Genomic DNA, 17,742 nt, shown 5'->3' on the forward strand with positions numbered 1-17,742 from the left:
CGTCGTTCGGAATCTGCCCGAGCGGCGCTCGAGAGGGTGAAGGGGGGGCGGCTTCCCTGCTGCCCGGCGCGCGTGTCGGCGTCTGCCTAGAAGATGGCCTCGTAGGCCCCGGTGCCCTGGGAGCCGCTCTCGCGCTCGACCTCCTGATCGACCCGGCGGGGCTGGAAGCCGGGCAGGTGATCGGCCATGAACAGCTCCTCGATACCGCCCTGCTGGTCGTCGCGCAGCCGGCGACCGGTGTCGGGGTCGACCCGTTCGGTGACCACGCCCTCCGGCCGGTCGGGCCACTGCTCGGGCTGCCCGGCCAGGGCCTGGCCCATGAAGTCCATCCAGATCGGCAAGGCGGCCTGGGAGCCATACTCCGCGGTGCTCTCGTTGTTGTCCTTGCCCACCCAGGTGGTGGTCACCAGGTCGGTGTTGAAGCCGGCGAACCAGGCATCCCGCTGGTCGTTGGTGGTGCCGGTCTTGCCGACGATGTCGCTGCGCTCGAGGGCCAGGGCCCGGCGCGCGGTGCCGTGCTCGACGACGTCGCGCAGCATGTCGCGAAGGATGTAGACGGCCGCGGGGTCGGCCACCCGGGGGGCCACCTCGTAGGTCTCGCCATCGATCTCGACCATCCTCTGGTCCTCCGGGCAGTCGCGGCAGGCGACGCGTGGAGAGGCCTCGTCGATCACCGAGGTGTCGTTGCCGCGGGTCACCCGGTCGATGAACCAGGGGGACACCTTGAAGCCGCCGTTGGCCAGCACCGCGTAGGCGTTGGTCATCTCCAGGGGCGTCAGGCTGGCGCTGCCCAGCGCCAGGGAGAGGCCACGCGGCAGCTGGTCGGGATCGAAGCCGAACCCCTCGAGGAAGTCGATGGTCCGCTCCAGCCCCAGCGACTGCAGCACGCGAATGGTGATGAGGTTGCGCGACCTCGCCAGGCCTACCCTGATCCGCGTCGGGCCGAGGAAGTCGCCGCTGGAGTTGGCCGGGCGCCACAGCTCGTTGCTGCCGTCCTGCATCACCACCGGGGCATCGTTGACCACGCTCGCCGGGTTCATCTCGCCGCTGTTGATCGCCGCCAGGTAGATGAAGGGCTTGAAGATCGAGCCGGCCTGCCGGCGCGCCTGGGTGGCGCGATTGAACTTGCTGGCATCGAAGTCGAAGCCGCCCTGCAGGGCCAGGATGGCCCCGGTGTCGGGCGCCATTACCACCAGCGACCCCTCGGCGTCGGGGCGCTGGGAGAGGCGCCAGCTGCCGTCCTCTCGCTGCAGGATGCGCACCAGGTCGCCGCGGCTGGCAATCTCGCCTGCCGAGCCGGGAGCGGCCCCCCGGCTCTGCGCGCTGCGATAAGGGCGGGCCCACTCCAGGCCTGGCCAGTCGATGGTGTGCAGCTCGCCACCGCGGGCCAGGATACGCATCTCACGCCCCTCGCTCTCCACCACGATGCCCGGCTGCAGCGGGCCATAGGCGGGGGTGCGCTCCAGCACCTGCAGCCAGTTGCTGACGTCGCCTTCGATGCCCTCGATCTCGGTCTGGCTGCGTTCGGCGGCGCGCCGTGCGGTCTGCATGATTTCCGGCGACTCGGCGAGCTCCTCTTCCAGCCCCGCCCGGTCGGTGCGCTCCTGGGCCTCCGCCAGGCTGCGCGGGATGTCGGTCTGCTCCGGGCCGCGCCAGCCATGGCGGGTGTCGTACTCGATCAACCCACCGGCCAGGGCCCTGCCGGCCAGCGGCTGCAGTTCGCTATCCAGGGTGGTGTGGATGCGATAGCCGCCGGTGTAGGCCTCGTCGCCGTAGCGGTCGAGAGCGAACTGGCGCGCCATCTCGGCCACATAGTCGGCCTCAACCTCGACCTGTGCCAGGTGGCGGCGGGCGGTGACCGGCGCCTGTACGGCCTCCTCGTAGGCGGCCTCGTCGATGTAGCCCAGTTCCCGCATGCGGAACAGGATCCAGTTGCGGCGGATCAGGGCTCGTTCGGCGTTGGCCAGCGGGTTGAACGCCGAGGGCGCCTTGGGCAGGCCGGCGATCATCGCCTTCTCGGCCAGGGTCAGCTCGTCCAGCGGTCGGTCGTAGTAGACCTCCGAGGCCGCCGCGATGCCGTAGGCGCGGTTGCCCAGGTAGATCTTGTTGACGTAGAGCTCGAGGATCTCCTCCTTGGAGAGGATCTGCTCCATCTGCAGGGCCAGCAGGATCTCGCGGATCTTGCGGGTGAAGGTCTGGTCGAGGGTGAGCAGGTAGTTGCGGGCCACCTGCATGGTGATGGTCGAGCCCCCGGACTGGATGTCGCCGCCGCTCGCCACCAGCTCCACCGCGGCGCGCGCGAGACCCTTGGGGTCGACGCCGGCATGATCGAAGTAGGTGGCATCCTCCGCCGCCAGCAGGGCATCGATGAGTCCCTCGGGGATATCGTCATACTCCACCGGGGTGCGGCGCTCCTCGCCGAACTCGCCGATCAACTTGCCGTCGCGAGTAAAGATGCGCAGCGGGGTCTGCAGCTCGAAGCCCTGTAACTGGCGCACATCCGGCAGGCCGGGGGCGAAATAGAGCGCGGCACCCACCACGCCCAGTACCCCGGCGGCGGACAGCGAAACCAGCAGCCAGAGGACAGAAACAACCAGAGTTCTAAGTAACTTCATGAAAACGCGGTATCCATGCCTGGGAACGGGAGCGGAGTCGAGACGATGAAAGGGCCTCCCCTTGGGGCGGCCATTATAGGAAGCCGGCGGGGTGGTCACCAGCGTTGACTTGTGGAGACACAGCTATTCGTGTGAGATTAGGAAATATCATGTAACCTTCGATTGCGGACCCGGGTATGGTGATCGTCATGCGTTTATCCCCGGTTCGAAACGGATAATCATAATGCGCGGCACGCCGCATGGATCAGGCAGGGGCATGACTCAAGATGCGACTGAGAGCATCCGGCAAGGGACTGGTTGGTGTCGACATCACGTCGGCTACCGTCAAGGTCATCGAACTCAAGCGCGCTGGTAATCACTACCAGGTTGAAAGCTACGCGGTGAGGCCGCTCCGCGAGGGCGCCGTCATCGAACGGCGGATCCGCGACATGCCGGCCGTGGTTGATGCCCTGAAGCGTGCCGTGGATCATGCGCGGCCGGGGTCGCGCAATGCGGCCGTGGCCGTCCCGGCCAGCGCTGCCATCACCAAGACCCTCACCCTGCCTGCCACGCTCGACGATACCGAGATCGAGACGCGTATCCAAATCGAGTCCGACAGGCACATCCCGTTTCCGTTCAACGAGGTCGCCTTCGACTTCCAGCGCCTCGGCCTCAACTCGCGCTACGGCGATCAGCAGGACGTGCTGCTGGTGGCCTGCCGCCAGCAGGATGTTAGCCAGCTGACCGAGGCCGTGCTGCAGGCGGGCCTTACCCCGGCGGCGGTGGATGTCGAGACCTTTGCCATGGAGCGTGCCTTCCAGGAGGTACGGCACCAGCTGCCGTCCGAGGGTGGCGAGCAGGACTGCGTGGCCCTGGTCGATATCGGCGCCACCATGAATGCCTTCCATGTGCTGCGCGAGGGGCGCGTCACCTACAGTCGCGATACCGTGTTCGGCGGCCGGCAGCTGACCGATGAGATCCGTAACCGCTACGGGCTGACCCTCGAGGAAGCGGGGCTTGCGAAGAAGCGGGGTGGCCTGCCCGATGACTACCAGCGCAGCGTGCTTGATCCCTTTCTCGACACCCTGGTCCAGCAGGTGGGGCGTTCGCTCCAGCTCTACTACACCGCCGGGCGCAAGCAGGAAGTGCGCCGCATGATCCTGGCGGGCGGGACCAGCGTGCTGCCGGGCCTGGCCGAGCGCCTGGCCGAGGAGAGCGGGATGGAGGTGGTCATCGCCAACCCCTTCCGGCGCATGAAGGTGAACTCCCGCATCGACGTCCCGACCCTGGCCGGTGATGCCCCGGCCATGCTCACGGCGTGCGGTCTGGCGATGAGGGTAGGCAAATGACGACCATCGAGATCAACCTGCTCCCCTGGCGGGAGGAGGCGCGCTCCCGTCGCAGCAAGCGGTTTGCCATGGCCATCGGCCTGAGCGCGCTCATCGGCCTGGGCGCCGGCTACGGCACGACCTGGTACCTCGATCAGCGCCTGGCCGATCAGCAGCAGCGTCAACAGCTGATCAAGGCCAGGACCGCCGAGCTGGACCGCGACATCCGCGCGGTGAGCCAGTTCGAGAAACAGCTCGCCTCCCTCAAGCGCCAGATCGAGGTGTTCGAGCAGCTCCAGGTGGGACGCCCGCAGACGGTGCATGTCTTCAATGCCCTGGTAGACAGCCTGGAGGACGGGGTCTACTACTCCTCGCTGAATCGACAGGGCGACCAGCTGAGGCTGACCGGCCTGGCCGAGGATAACGGTCGGGTCTCGGACCAGCTGCGCCAGCTGGAGGCCTCGCCGGTGTTCGACGTGCCGGTGCTCTCCGAGGTGGAGTCCGCCGACAACGAGCTGCGCCGCTTCAACCTCAGCGTCAACCAGCACATGCCCGACGGAGAAGGTGCCGAGGGTACGCAAGGCACGGAGGCGCCATGAATCTCTCCACGGAATTTCGTCGACTGCGCGACATGGACTGGGGCGAGCTGGACGTCAAGGAGTCCGGCAGCTGGCCCTTCCTGCTGCAGCTGATCTGCTGCGTGCTGGTGATCGGCCTGACCGTCGCCGGCATGTACTGGTACCTGGCGGCACCCAAGGTCGAGGAGTTGAAGCAGGCCCAGCAGGAGGAGCAGCGACTCCTTAGGGACTTCCGCAGCAAGTCGGCCCAGGCGGCCAACCTGCCGGCGCTGCGCGCCCAGGTCGAGGAACTCGACGAGCGCCTCGCCGGCCTGGTGGCCATGCTCCCGGGCGGCCCCGAGATCCCGTCGCTGATCGATGACATCAGCGAGGCGGCGATCGACAACCAGCTCTCCATCGACTTCATCCGCCTGCGCAGCCCGGCAACACAGGAGTTCTACGTCGAGCGACCCTTCGATATCCGGGTGCGGGGCGACTATCACCGCATCGGCTCCTTCATCGCCAGTGTCGCCGACCTGCCTCGCATCGTGACCCAGCACGACTTCAGCCTGTCGCCCACGGACGGACGCAACTGGCTGCAGCTGTCGATGCTGGCCAAGACCTACAGCTATCGGCCGCCGCAGGAGACTGCCGAGGGGGGAGCGCCATGAATCACTGGTTGACCAGAGGTGCTCTCCTGGCCCTTCTGCTCGCGCTGGGCGCCTGCCGCGAAGCGAACCTGGCCGGGCTCGAGCGCGAACTGGAGTCGATGCGGGTGAATCCCGGCGACGTGGTCCTGGAGCCGGTGCCGCCAGTGCCCTCCTATGTCTCGGTGGACTACTACTTCGCCGACGAGCGCAGCCCGTTCCAGGCGCGCCTGCCGGAACCCGAGTCGCAGCCCGATGACGAGGGAGGGAGCAGCGACCTGGCGCCGGACGAGTCTCGTCCCCGTGAGCCGCTCGAGGCCTATGATCTCGGTCAGCTCGAGCTGGTGGGTACCCTCACGGTGGGCGGGCAGCCCTCGGCCCTGATCAAGGCGCCGGACGGCAAGGTGCATCGCCTGCGCACGGGCAACCACATGGGGTCCGACTACGGGCGCATCATCGGCATCACCAATGCCTCGGTGCAGCTGGTGGAGATCGTGCCCACGGGGCGGGGCGGCTGGATCGAGCGCAGCACCCAGATCGCGCTCGACGACTAGATAACATGATGCCATGCCGCCGGGCAGGAGGCGGCAGAGGCCAGCAGGGGGAAGGGAACAATGCAACCGATGATTCGTGGTCTCGCCATCGTGGCGCTGCTGGTGGTCTCCTCGACCGCTATGGCGGCCTCCACCCTCACCGACCTGGCATTCCGGCAGGGAGCCGACGGGGCGCTGGAGGTGGAGCTCGACTTCAGTGGGCCGGTGCCTGAGGTTCGCGGCTATCGCCTCGACGAACCGGCACGACTGACCATCGACCTGATGGACACCTCCAGTGCCCTCGAGCGTCGCCGCGAGGAGCTGGGCATGGCGGGGGTCGAGCGGGTCACGGCCCTGGAGGCCGGATCACGTACGCGACTGGTCTTCGAGCTGGAGGGGCCCTTGCCCTACAACACCCGCCAGCAGGGGGATCGCCTGATGCTCTCCATCGGGGGCGGGGGTGGCCAGCCGGCGATGGCGAGTGGCTCGTCGACGGTGGCCTCTAATAGCGCCACCGCCTCCCGCACGGCCCCGGTATCGACGCAGGCCTCGAGCCAGCCGAGCATCCAGGACATCGACTTCCGTCGCGGCAGCGGCGGGGCCGGGCGGCTGGTCGTCACCTTCGATCGCTCCGGCGTGGATACCCGGGTGCGCGAGAGCGGCCAGCGTATCGTCGCCGAGCTGCGTGGCGTCGAACTGCCGGCCTCCCTGGACCAGGTCTACGACGTCAGCGACTTCGGCACGCCGCTCAAACGCGTCACCCCGCGGGTCGGGCGTGACGGCGTGACCCTGGAGATCCAGGGCGAGGGCCGCTACGCCATGCTCTCCACCCAGAGTGGCCGCCAGCTGGTCATCGAGGCCGAGCCGGTCACCCAGGCGGAGCAGGAGGAGCGCGTCCGCGAGCAGTTCCCCTACACCGGCGAGCGCATCACCCTGAACTTCCAGGACATCGAGGTGCGCTCGGTGCTGGCGATCATCGCCGACTTCACCGGCCTCAACCTGGTGGCCAGCGACAGCGTCACCGGCCGCGTCACCCTCAATTTGCAGGACGTGCCCTGGGACCAGGCCCTGGACCTGGTGCTCAAGAGCCACGGCCTGGCCAGTCGCCAGCAGGGCAACGTCATCGTGGTGGCCCCTGCCGCCGAGCTGGCCAACCTGGAGCGCCAGGAGCTGGAGTCCCGCGAGCAGCTCGAGACTCTGGCCCCGCTGGAGACCGAGTACATCCAGGTGAAGTACGCCAAGGCCAGTGACCTGGCCGGTCTGCTGCGCGGCGGGAGCGGCTTCGGCCTGCTCACCGACCGCGGCCGGGTCGCCGTCGATCCGCGCACCAATACCCTGCTGGTGCAGGACACCGCCGAGCAGATCGATGCCATCATGGACACCCTGGAGCGCCTGGACATCGCCGTGCGCCAGGTGCAGATTGAGGCGCGCATCGTCATCGCCAGCGACAGCGCCACCCGGGAGCTGGGGGTCAACTGGGGGCTGTCGTCTCCCGATCGCATCGTCGATGGGCGGTTCGATGTCGGCGGGGCGGCCGCCGGCAGTGTGGCCAACGGCGGCCTTGCCGTGGACATGGGAGGCACCGCCACGTCCTCCACCGCCTTCAGCTTCGGCTACCTCTCCGGCGATATCCTCCTCGATCTGGAGCTGCGCGCCCTGGAGAGCGAGGGCAAGACCCAAACCATCTCCCAGCCCAGGGTGATCACCGCCAACCAGAGCACCGCGATCATCAAGCAGGGCACCGAGATTCCCTATCAGGAGTCGACCTCCAGCGGGGCCACCGACACGGAGTTCAAGGAAGCGGTGCTGTCGCTCGAGGTGACCCCGCAGATCACTCCGGACAATCGCATCATCATGGACCTGGCGATCAACAACGACACCGTGGGCCAGCTGTTCAACGGGGTGCCGTCCATCGACACCAACCAGATCGAGACCCAGGTGCTGGTGGATAACGGCGAGACCGTGGTGCTGGGCGGCATCCTCACCACCGAGGAGGCCCTCAGCCTGCTCAAGACGCCGTTCCTGGGTGACCTGCCGGTGCTGGGGAACCTCTTCCGCTATACCGAGAACACCAACGATAAGGTAGAGTTGCTGGTATTCATCACGCCCCGAATACTGGACGACAACCTGGCCATTCGCTGATGCAGGAACTACCCAACCTGATACTGATCGGCCCCATGGGGGCAGGAAAGAGCACCATCGGCCGCCTTCTGGCGGCCGAACTGTCACGTGAGTTCTACGACAGCGACCACGAGATCCAGGCGCGCTGCGGCGCCGACATTCCGTGGATCTTCGACGTCGAGGGCGAGGCGGGCTTCCGCGACCGCGAGGCCCAGATGATCCGTGAGCTGACCCGCCACGAGAACGTGGTCATCGCCACCGGAGGCGGGGCCGTGCTGCGTGAGGAGAACCGCCGGGTGCTTCGAGAGAGCGGCACCGTCATCTACCTGCTCACCACCGTGGAGCAGCAGCTGCGGCGAACCGCCAAGGACCGCAATCGCCCCCTGCTGCAGCGGCCGGACCGGGAGGACGTGCTGCGTGAGATGTTCGCACAGCGCGACCCGCTCTACCGCGCCACCGCCGACGTGGTGGTGCGCACCGACCGTCGCGGCCCGCGTGCCGTGGTCAACGAGATCGTGCGGCGCGTGACGCGCCTGGTCGACCCCCTGCAATGCAAGGCCTGAGCCCATGACCGATTCCCGGAATGCCCCGACCACCCTGGAGGTGTCGCTGGGCGATCGCAGTTATCCCATTCATATCGGCCCCGGCCTGCTGGGAGATCCCCAATGGCTGTCGCCGTACCTGGCCGGGCGCCAGGTCATGGTGGTCACCAACGAGATGGTGGCTCCGCTCTACCTGGATCGCCTGACCCGGGGGCTCGCCGGTGATCTCGAGGTGCGCACCCTGGTGCTGCCCGATGGTGAGGCCACGAAGACGCTGGCCAGCGTGGAGCGGATCTGGGATGCCCTGCTGGCGGCCGGGTTCAACCGCCGCTGCACCCTGGTCGCCCTCGGGGGCGGCGTGATCGGGGACATGGTCGGCTTCGCCGCCGCCTGCTACCAGCGCGGAGTGGCCTTCGTGCAGGTGCCGACCACGCTGCTCGCCCAGGTCGACTCCTCGGTGGGCGGCAAGACCGGCGTGAACCACCCGCGGGGCAAGAACATGATCGGCGCCTTCTGGCAGCCCCGGGCCGTGCTGGTCGACACCGACACCCTGGCAACGCTGCCGCCGCGGGAGCTTTCCGCGGGGCTCGCCGAGGTGGTCAAGTACGGCCTCATCCGCGACGCCGAATTCCTAGCCTGGCTCGAGGCCGAGATGTTGGCACTGCGGGGGCTCGACGCCGCCGCCCTGACCCGGGCCATCGAACGCAGCTGCTGGCTCAAGGCAGAGATCGTGGCCGAGGACGAGACCGAGCAGGGGGTGCGGGCGCTGCTCAACCTGGGGCACACCTTCGGGCATGCCATCGAGGCCCATCAAGGCTACGGAGCCTGGCTGCACGGCGAGGCCGTGGGCGCGGGAATGCTGATGGCCGCCGAGCTCTCGTGCCGGCTGGGCTGGCTCACCCAGGCCGAGGTGGCCCGCACGCGCGCGATCATCGAGGCCGCCGGCCTGCCCCTGGCGGCGCCGGCCGAGATGGGCGTGGACGACTTCCTCGCCATCATGCGACTGGACAAGAAGAATCTCGACTCGCGCCTGCGCCTGATCCTGCTGCGCGAGCTGGGGGAGGCCTGCATCCATGACGAGACGCCGCCGGAGACACTGGCCGCGCTGATCGAGGCGTTCCCCCGGCGCTGACCCTCGTGGAAACCCCTCTACGTTACGACGCCCGCCTTGCGCGGGCGTCGTCGTGTGTGGCGGGGCATAGGCTGGCGTGCCGGAGGCCACGGTCCGTAGGGATCTGCATGCCTCATGCCGGATCGGCATGGGTCGACAGGGGGTTCATGGACCAAAGTCTAATGACCCGTCACGACAGTTGACCGATGTCCAGGCCGCTTTGCAAGCTATTGAGTTTGTGGGTTTTTTTGGGAGGTCGTCGGTGCAAGTGCTGGATTTGGCGGTGATTTTCCGTCCCGGTTCCGGGACGGAATATTGCGCGGGGGGGTGCCGCTGGCTATGCTGGTCGGCCTTTTGTCGCGCAGTTCCGTGCCCCGCGTCGGGGCGGCATGAAAAAAGAAAAACCCGATAAAATATCATGTAGTCACTGCGAATAAAACCTTTCAACCCGAGGCACGCCCATGAACAGAGGTCTTCACCAGCCCGGCGAGTTCCGTGACAACTGCGGGTTCGGCCTGATCGCCCACATGGAGGGCCAGGCCAGTCACGATCTGCTCAAGACCGCCATCGAGTCCCTGACCTGCATGACCCACCGTGGCGGCATCGCCGCCGACGGCAAGACCGGCGATGGCTGTGGACTGCTGTTGCAGATGCCGGATGCCTTCATGCGCGAGGTGGCGCAAGAGGCGCTGGGCGTGGCCCTCGGCGAGCACTACGCCGTGGGGGTGGTCTTCCTCCCCGACGACGATGCCCGCGAGGCCCGCGGGCGCGATACCCTCGTCGCCGAGCTCGAGGCCCGCGGCCTTCAGGTGGCGGGCTGGCGTGACGTGCCGGTGGATGCAAGCGTCTGCGGCCCCATGGCCCTGGACTGCCTGCCACGGATCCGCCAGCTGTTCGTGGAGCCCGCCGCCGACGGGACCGACCGCTTCGACGTCGACCTCTACATGGCCCGCCGGCGTGCCGAAGAGAAGCTGCGCGACGAGGAGGAGTTCTACGTCTGCTCGCTCTCCGCCGAGGTCGTTTCCTACAAGGGGCTGGTGATGCCGGTGGACCTGCCGGCCTTCTACCGGGACCTGGGCGATGAGCGCCTGGAGACCGCGATCTGCGTCTTCCACCAGCGCTTCTCCACCAATACCGCACCGCGCTGGCCGCTGGCCCAGCCGTTCCGCCTGCTGGCCCACAACGGCGAGATCAATACCGTCGAGGCCAACCGGGGCTGGGCGAACTCCCGCAAGGAGAACTTCCTGAGCGACCGGCTGCCCGAGGTCGCCGACCTCGACGAGATCGTCAACACCACCGGCTCCGACTCCTCCAGCATGGATAACATGCTCGAGGTGTTGCTGACCGGCGGCATGGAGCTGCACCGCGCGGTGCGCATGATGGTCCCGCCGGCCTGGCAGAACGTCGAGCTGATGGATGCCGACCTGCGCGCCTTCTACGAATACAACTCCATGCACATGGAGCCCTGGGACGGTCCCGCCGGCGTGGTGATGACCGATGGCCGGCAGGCCATCTGCATGCTGGACCGCAACGGCCTGCGCCCGGCCCGCTGGGTGATCACACGTAACGGCTACATCACGCTGGCCTCCGAGATCGGCACCTATGGCTACCGGCCGGAGGACGTGGTGGCCAAGGGGCGGGTCGGCCCTGGCCAGATCCTGGCCGTGGACACCGAGACCGGCGAGGTGCTGCACACCACCGACATCGACGAGCGCCTGAAGTCCGCCTACCCCTACAAGCGCTGGTTGAAGCAGGAGGCCCAGTACCTCGAGTCGGCGCTGACCGAGCTGGCGAGCTTCCATGCCATGGACGCCGGCGCCCTGCTCGCCCAGCAGAAGATGTTCCAGGTCAGCTTCGAGGAGCGTGACCAGGTGCTGCGCCCGCTGGCCGAGAGCGGTCAGGAGGCCGTGGGCTCCATGGGCGACGACACGCCCATGGCGGTGCTGTCCGGCAAGCAGCGCCTGCTCACCGACTATTTCCGCCAGAAGTTCGCCCAGGTCACCAATCCCGCCATCGATCCGCTGCGCGAGGCGATCGTGATGTCGCTGGAGACCTGCATCGGCGCCGAACGCAACGTCTTCAAGGCGACCCCGGAGCATGCCCACCGCATCATCCTGACCACGCCGGTCCTCTCGCCGCGGAAGTTCGCCGCCCTGATGAACCAGGATGACCCGGCCTTCTCGAGCCATGTCCTTCCGCTCGGCTACGACCCCGAGGAGATCGGCCTCAAGGGGGCGATCCATGAGCTCTGCCGCCAGGCCGAGCAGGCCGTCAACGACGGCAAGGTGATCCTGGTGCTCTCGGACGCCGAGCTGGGCAAGGGGCAGGTGCCCATCCATGCGGCGCTGGCCGTGGGGGCCGTTCACCACCACCTGGGTCGCCTGGCGCTGCGCCCGCGGGCCAACCTCGTGGTCGAGACCGGCTATGCCCGGGATGCCCACCAGATGGCGGTGCTGTTCGGCGTGGGGGCCACCGCGGTCTTCCCGTGGCTGGCCTACCAGGTCATGGCCGACATGCACCAGACCGGCGAGCTGGTCGGCAATCCGGCCGATGCGCGCGAGAACTACCGCAAGGGGATGCAGAAGGGGCTCTACAAGATCCTCTCCAAGATGGGGATCTCGACGCTGGCTTCCTATCGCGGCTCCCAGCTGTTCGAGGCGGTGGGCCTCTCCTCCGAGGTGGTCGACCTCTGCTTCACCGGCATGGCGTCGCGCATCGAGGGCACCGGCTTCAGCGAGCTGCAGCTCCAGCAGGAGCTGCTGGGCCGGGAGGCCTGGACGCCGCGCAAGGGGATCTCCCAGGGCGGCCTGATGAAGTACGTCCATGGCCACGAATACCACGCCTACAATCCCGACGTGGTCACGTCCCTCCAGGAGGCGGTCCAGGAGGGCGACTACGCCAAGTGGAAGAAGTTTGCCCGACTGGTCAACGAGCGTTCGCCCGCGACCCTGCGCGACCTGCTGGCGCTCAAGCCGGCTGCCGAGCCGCTTCCCCTGGAGGAGGTCGAGGCGGTCGAGGACCTGCTGCCGCGCTTCGACAGCGCCGGCATGAGCCTCGGCGCCCTCTCCCCGGAGGCCCATGAGGCGCTGGCCCAGGCCATGAACGAGGCCGGCGGGCGCTCCAACTCCGGCGAGGGGGGCGAGGACCCGGCCCGCTACGGCACCATCAGAAGCTCCAAGATCAAGCAGATCGCCTCCGGGCGCTTCGGCGTGACGCCGGCCTACCTGGTCAATGCCGACGTGCTGCAGATCAAGGTGGCCCAGGGCGCCAAGCCCGGCGAGGGCGGCCAGCTGCCCGGCGGCAAGGTCAACGAGCTGATCGCCCGGCTGCGGTACTCCGTGCCCGGCGTGACCCTGATCTCGCCGCCGCCGCACCACGACATCTACTCCATCGAGGACCTGGCGCAGCTGATCTTCGACCTCAAGCAGGTCAACCCGGACGCCCAGGTCTCGGTGAAGCTGGTCTCCGAGCCCGGCATCGGCACCATCGCCACCGGCGTGGCCAAGGCCTATGCCGACCTGATCACCGTCTCCGGCTATGACGGCGGCACCGCGGCGAGCCCGCTGACCTCCATCAAGCATGCCGGCAGTCCCTGGGAGCTCGGCCTGCCCGAGGTACACCAGGCGCTGCGCATCAACGGCCTGCGCGACAAGATCCGCCTGCAGACCGACGGCGGCCTGAAGACCGGCCTCGACGTGGTGAAGGCGGCGATTCTCGGCGCCGAGAGCTTCGGTTTCGGCACCGCCCCCATGGTGGCGCTGGGCTGCAAGTACCTGCGCATCTGTCACCTCAACAACTGCGCCACCGGCGTCGCCACCCAGATGCAGTACCTGCGCGACGAGCACTTCCGCGGCACCGTCGACATGGTCAAGCACTACTTCCGCTTCATTGCCGAGGAGGTGCGCGAGCTGATGGCCCTGCTCGGGGTGCGCCAGCTGACCGACCTGATCGGCCGTACCGACCTGCTCGAGGTACTCGAGGGCGTCACCGCCTCCCAGCGCAAGCTCGACCTCTCGGGCCTGCTGGGCAACGACTTCGTGCCCGAGGAGGCGCCGCAGTTCTGCCGTGTCAGCCGCAACGTGCCCCACGATCCGGGCGCCAAGAACCAGGAGGTCCTCGAGGCGCTGAAGGAGGCCATCGAGGCCAAATCCGGCGGCGAGTTTGACTTCGCCATCACCAACTGTGACCGCTCCGTGGGGGCGCTGATCTCCGGCGCCATCGCCAAGCGCTACGGCGAATCCGGGCTCGAGGATGCCCCGGTCACGGCCCGCTTCACGGGCGTGGCCGGCCAGAGCTTCGGGGTGTGGAACGCCCGTGGCCTGCACCTCTACCTGGAGGGCGACGCCAACGACTACGTGGGCAAGGGCATGAACGGCGGCAAGGTCGTGATCGTGCCGCCGGCCGGCAGCTCCTTCGAGAGCCACAGGACGGCGATCATCGGCAACACCTGCCTGTACGGCGCCACCGGGGGCAAGCTGTTTGCCGCCGGCACGGCCGGCGAGCGCTTCGCCGTGCGCAACTCCGGCGCCCATGCGGTGATCGAGGGGGCCGGCGACCACTGCGGCGAATACATGACCGGCGGCATGGTCTGCGTGCTGGGCGAGGTGGGCGTCAACTTCGGTGCGGGCATGACCGGCGGCTTCGCCTACGTGCTCGACGAGGACCGGACCTTCGTCGACAAGTACAACCACGAACTGGTGGAGATCCATCGGGTGAACACCGAGGCCATGGAGGCCTACCGGCGGCACCTGCGGGAGGTCATCGAGGAATTCGTCGCCGAGACCGGCTCCGAGCGCGGCCAGGCGATCCTCGAGGACTTCAGCGACTTCATCCGCCATTTCTGGCTGGTGAAGCCCAAGGCGGCGAGCCTCAATGGCCTGTTGGCCCAGTCCCGGCGTCAGCCGGAATGAATCAGCCGTCGGTGTCCCGATCAGGTTCGTATAGAGGAAGAGTGTCATGGCAAACCGTCTGAGCAACGATTTCCAGTTCATCGACGTGGGTCGCCAGGACCCGCAGAAGAAGGCCGCGCGCACCCGGGCACGGGAGTTCGCCGAGATCTACGAGCCCTTCAAGCCCCAGGAAGCGGCGGGGCAGGCGCACCGCTGCCTGCACTGCGGCAACCCCTACTGCGAGTGGAAGTGCCCGGTTCACAACTACATTCCCAACTGGCTGCAGCTGGTCAGCGAGGGCAACATCCTGGAAGCGGTGGAAATGTGCCATCGCACCAACTCGCTCCCCGAGGTATGCGGGAGGGTCTGCCCCCAGGACCGCCTCTGCGAGGGGGCCTGCACCCTCAACGACGGCTTCGGCGCCGTGACCATCGGCTCGGTGGAGAAGTACATCACCGACACGGCCTTCGCCATGGGCTGGCGGCCGGACCTCTCCGAGGTCACCCCCACCGGCCGCAAGGTGGCGGTGATCGGTGCCGGCCCGGCGGGCCTGGGCTGCGCCGACATCCTGGTGCGCAATGGCGTCAAGCCGGTGGTGTTCGACAAGTACCCGGAGATCGGCGGCCTGCTCACCTTCGGTATCCCGGAGTTCAAGCTCGACAAGACGGTGATGGAGCGCCGTCGCGCGGTCTTCGAGGAGATGGGCGTGGAGTTCTGCCTGGGCGTCGACGTGGGCAAGGACATTGCCTTCGACACCCTGCTCGAGGAATACGATGCCGTCTTCCTCGGCATGGGCACCTACAAGTACATGGAGGGGGGCTTCCCCGGCGAGGACCTGCCCGGGGTGCACAAGGCGCTCGACTACCTGATCGCCAACGTCAACCACTGCCTGGGCTTCGAGAAGGAACCCCACGAGTACACCTCGCTGAAGGGCCAGCGCGTGGTGGTGCTGGGCGGCGGTGACACCGCGATGGACTGCAACCGCACGGCCATTCGCCAGGGGGCGTCCAGCGTGACCTGTGCCTATCGTCGCGACGAGGAGAACATGCCCGGGTCCAAGCGCGAGGTGGCCAACGCCCGCGAGGAGGGCGTGGAGTTCCTGTTCAACCGCCAGCCGGTGGCCGTGGTCGGCGAGGGCAAGGTCGAGGGCGTGAAGGTGGTGCGCACCCGCCTCGGCGAGCCGGACGAGAACGGTCGCCAGCGTCCGGAGGTGGTGCCCGGCTCCGAGGAGGTCATTCCCGCCGACGCCGTGGTCGTGGCCTTCGGCTTTCAGCCGAGCCCGGCCCCCTGGTTCGAGACCGTGGGCATCGAGCTCGACGAGCGCGGCCGGGTCATGGCGCCGGAGGAGGGCGCCCATCCCTTCCAGACCACCAACGAGAAGATCTTCGCCGGCGGTGACATGGTGCGCGGCTCCGACCTGGTGGTTACCGCCATCTACGAGGGGCGCCAGGCCGGCGAGGGCATCCTCGACTATCTGGGCGTGTGACACCTCGACGCCGAGGCTTCCGCGACCGGAGGCCTCGATGTCGCGGCCTGCTTGGCCACAGGTCGCAGAGGGGGGGCTATGCCAGGGATGGCATCGGTAGCGTCCAGGGAAGGGTTTACCGCGCCCCCGCATAGGCCTGTTGCCGGGGAGGCGCCGTGTTCGGGCGGCGACGCAGGGCACTGAAATTGAGCCTTTGGTCGCATTCTGCTAGTCTGTCGTCCCATCCTGGCCCGGCTTCCTGCCGTGCCTACCGATCACGTTTCGACAGGTTCTCCATGACACGATATATCTTCGTGACCGGCGGCGTTGTGTCCTCTCTCGGCAAGGGCATCGCGTCGGCCTCGCTGGCGGCGATTCTCGAGGCGCGCGGCCTCAAGGTCACCATGCTCAAGCTCGATCCCTACATCAACGTGGATCCGGGCACCATGAGTCCCTTCCAGCACGGCGAGGTGTTCGTCACCGAGGATGGCGCCGAGACTGACCTCGACCTGGGGCACTACGAGCGCTTCATCCGCACGAAGATGACCCAGGCCAACAACTTCACCACCGGCCGGGTCTACGAGCACGTGCTGCGCAAGGAGCGACGCGGCGACTACCTGGGCGGCACCGTGCAGGTGATCCCCCACATCACCGACGAGATCAAGCGCCGGGTCTATGCCGGTGGCGAGGGCTTCGACGTGGCACTCGTCGAGATCGGCGGCACCGTGGGCGACATCGAGTCGCTGCCGTTCCTGGAGTCGATCCGTCAGATCAGGAGCGAACTGGGCGCGAGCCGGGCGATCTTCATGCACCTGACCCTGGTGCCCTACATCAAGACCGCCGGCGAGACCAAGACCAAGCCGACCCAGCACAGCGTCAAGGAGCTGCGCTCCATCGGTATCCAGCCGGATATCCTGATCTGTCGCAGCGAGGTGGAGCTCGAGGAGACCGAGCGTCGCAAGATCGCGCTCTTCACCAACGTCGAGGAGCGGGCCGTCATCCCCCTCCAGGACGCCGACACCATCTACCGCATCCCGCTGATGCTCCACGAGCACGGCCTCGACGACATCGTCTGCGACAAGCTGCGCCTGGAGCCCGGCGAGGCGGACCTCAGCGAATGGGTGAAGGTGCTCGATGCCAAACTCAACCCGCTGAAGTCGATCAATATCGCCATGGTCGGCAAGTACATGGAGCTGCTCGACGCCTACAAGTCGCTCAACGAGGCGCTTGTTCACGCCGGCATCCAGACCCGCATCAAGGTCAACGTCGACTACATCGATTCCGAGGACATCGAGCGCGACGGTACCCAGCGCCTGGCCGGCAAGGACGCCATCCTGGTGCCCGGCGGCTTCGGCGAGCGTGGCGTGGAGGGAAAGATCGCCACGGCCCGCTTCGCCCGCGAGAACGGCATTCCCTACCTCGGCATCTGCCTCGGCATGCAGGTGGCGGTGATCGAGTTCGCCCGCCACGTGGCGGGTTGGGCAGACGCCGACTCCACCGAGTTCACCCACGACACGCAGCATCCGGTGGTGGGCCTGATCACCGAGTGGCTGAGCCCCGAGGGCAAGGTCGAGCTGCGCGACGAGGCCTCCGACCTGGGGGGCACCATGCGCCTGGGCGGCCAGGTCTGCCAGCTCAAGGCCGGCAGCAAGGCCCGCGAGGCCTACGGCAGCGACGAGATCGTCGAGCGCCATCGCCATCGCTTTGAGGTCAACAACCAGTTCATCGATGAGCTCGAGCAGGCGGGCCTGGTGGTCTCCGGCAAGAGCGTCGACAACTCCCTTGTCGAGGTGGTCGAGCTGGCGGATCATCCCTGGTACATCGCCTGTCAGTTCCATCCGGAGTTTACCTCCACCCCCCGTGACGGCCATCCGCTGTTCACCGGCTTCGTCAACGCGGCGCTTGAACACAAGGCGGCACGCATCCGTGCCCAGTCTGTCCACCAGGAGTGAGGC

At 67.5% G+C, this 17,742-nt stretch carries 11 protein-coding genes; 10 read left to right on the forward strand and 1 reads right to left on the reverse strand.

Annotated elements, in window-relative coordinates; genetic code table 11:
• Positions 1–86: 86 nt before the first annotated feature.
• Positions 87–2,615, reverse strand: a complete 2,529-nt coding sequence (locus BOX17_RS10240; RefSeq protein ID WP_071944246.1) for a penicillin-binding protein 1A — start codon at positions 2,613–2,615, stop codon at positions 87–89.
• A 266-nt stretch (positions 2,616–2,881) separates the two neighbouring features.
• Here BOX17_RS10240 and pilM point away from each other — a divergent pair, with 266 nt between their 5' ends.
• The 10 genes from pilM (at position 2,882) to BOX17_RS10290 (ending at position 17,739) form a co-directional block, all read left to right on the forward strand.
• Entirely contained in the window at positions 2,882–3,943 is a 1,062-nt protein-coding gene (gene pilM / locus BOX17_RS10245; RefSeq protein ID WP_071944248.1) for a type IV pilus assembly protein PilM, read from the forward strand.
• Positions 3,940–4,521 (forward strand): PilN domain-containing protein, encoded by a 582-nt coding sequence (locus BOX17_RS10250; RefSeq protein WP_071944250.1) that lies wholly within the window; start codon positions 3,940–3,942, stop codon positions 4,519–4,521. Before pilM ends, BOX17_RS10250 begins: the two co-directional genes overlap by 4 nt.
• Positions 4,518–5,150, forward strand: coding sequence for a type IV pilus inner membrane component PilO (locus BOX17_RS10255; RefSeq protein ID WP_071944252.1), 633 nt, complete (start codon positions 4,518–4,520; stop codon positions 5,148–5,150). The genes BOX17_RS10250 and BOX17_RS10255 overlap by 4 nt, the downstream gene beginning before the upstream one ends.
• 8 nt (positions 5,151–5,158) lie before the next feature.
• On the forward strand, positions 5,159–5,680 hold the full coding sequence (locus BOX17_RS10260; protein WP_244272129.1) for a pilus assembly protein PilP: 522 nt from the start codon (positions 5,159–5,161) through the stop codon (positions 5,678–5,680).
• Between the two features lie 60 nt (positions 5,681–5,740).
• Positions 5,741–7,801 (forward strand): type IV pilus secretin PilQ, encoded by a 2,061-nt coding sequence (locus tag BOX17_RS10265; RefSeq protein ID WP_071944256.1) that lies wholly within the window; start codon positions 5,741–5,743, stop codon positions 7,799–7,801.
• Positions 7,801–8,343: a shikimate kinase AroK gene (gene aroK / locus BOX17_RS10270; protein WP_071944258.1), complete on the forward strand. Its 543-nt coding sequence runs from the start codon at positions 7,801–7,803 to the stop codon at positions 8,341–8,343. Before BOX17_RS10265 ends, aroK begins: the two co-directional genes overlap by 1 nt.
• A gap of 4 nt (positions 8,344–8,347) precedes the next feature.
• Positions 8,348–9,454 carry a 3-dehydroquinate synthase gene (gene aroB, locus BOX17_RS10275; RefSeq protein WP_071944260.1) on the forward strand — a complete coding sequence of 369 codons (1,107 nt, stop codon included), beginning with the start codon at positions 8,348–8,350 and terminating at the stop codon, positions 9,452–9,454.
• A 440-nt stretch (positions 9,455–9,894) separates the two neighbouring features.
• The gene (gene gltB / locus BOX17_RS10280; RefSeq protein WP_071944262.1) at positions 9,895–14,343 is read left to right on the forward strand and encodes a glutamate synthase large subunit; all 4,449 of its coding nucleotides are present in this window, start codon (positions 9,895–9,897) and stop codon (positions 14,341–14,343) included.
• Between the two features lie 46 nt (positions 14,344–14,389).
• Positions 14,390–15,808, forward strand: a complete 1,419-nt coding sequence (locus BOX17_RS10285; RefSeq protein WP_071944264.1) for an FAD-dependent oxidoreductase — start codon at positions 14,390–14,392, stop codon at positions 15,806–15,808.
• 275 nt (positions 15,809–16,083) lie between these two features.
• Entirely contained in the window at positions 16,084–17,739 is a 1,656-nt protein-coding gene (locus BOX17_RS10290) for a CTP synthase (protein WP_071944266.1), read from the forward strand.
• Positions 17,740–17,742: the final 3 nt, after the last annotated feature.

This window comes from Halomonas aestuarii, assembly GCF_001886615.1.
Lineage (GTDB): Bacteria > Pseudomonadota > Gammaproteobacteria > Pseudomonadales > Halomonadaceae > Halomonas > Halomonas aestuarii.

What these genes read in the sequence shown, in the direction of transcription:
- BOX17_RS10240 (WP_071944246.1), bottom strand. Translation starts at nt 2,615, where the DNA reads ATGAAGTTACTTAGAACTCTGGTTGTTTCTGTCCTCTGGCTGCTGGTT.
- pilM (WP_071944248.1), top strand. Translation starts at nt 2,882, where the DNA reads ATGCGACTGAGAGCATCCGGCAAGGGACTGGTTGGTGTCGACATCACG.
- BOX17_RS10250 (WP_071944250.1), top strand. Translation starts at nt 3,940, where the DNA reads ATGACGACCATCGAGATCAACCTGCTCCCCTGGCGGGAGGAGGCGCGC.
- BOX17_RS10255 (WP_071944252.1), top strand. Translation starts at nt 4,518, where the DNA reads ATGAATCTCTCCACGGAATTTCGTCGACTGCGCGACATGGACTGGGGC.
- BOX17_RS10265 (WP_071944256.1), top strand. Translation starts at nt 5,741, where the DNA reads ATGCAACCGATGATTCGTGGTCTCGCCATCGTGGCGCTGCTGGTGGTC.
- aroK (WP_071944258.1), top strand. Translation starts at nt 7,801, where the DNA reads ATGCAGGAACTACCCAACCTGATACTGATCGGCCCCATGGGGGCAGGA.
- aroB (WP_071944260.1), top strand. Translation starts at nt 8,348, where the DNA reads ATGACCGATTCCCGGAATGCCCCGACCACCCTGGAGGTGTCGCTGGGC.
- gltB (WP_071944262.1), top strand. Translation starts at nt 9,895, where the DNA reads ATGAACAGAGGTCTTCACCAGCCCGGCGAGTTCCGTGACAACTGCGGG.
- BOX17_RS10285 (WP_071944264.1), top strand. Translation starts at nt 14,390, where the DNA reads ATGGCAAACCGTCTGAGCAACGATTTCCAGTTCATCGACGTGGGTCGC.
- BOX17_RS10290 (WP_071944266.1), top strand. Translation starts at nt 16,084, where the DNA reads ATGACACGATATATCTTCGTGACCGGCGGCGTTGTGTCCTCTCTCGGC.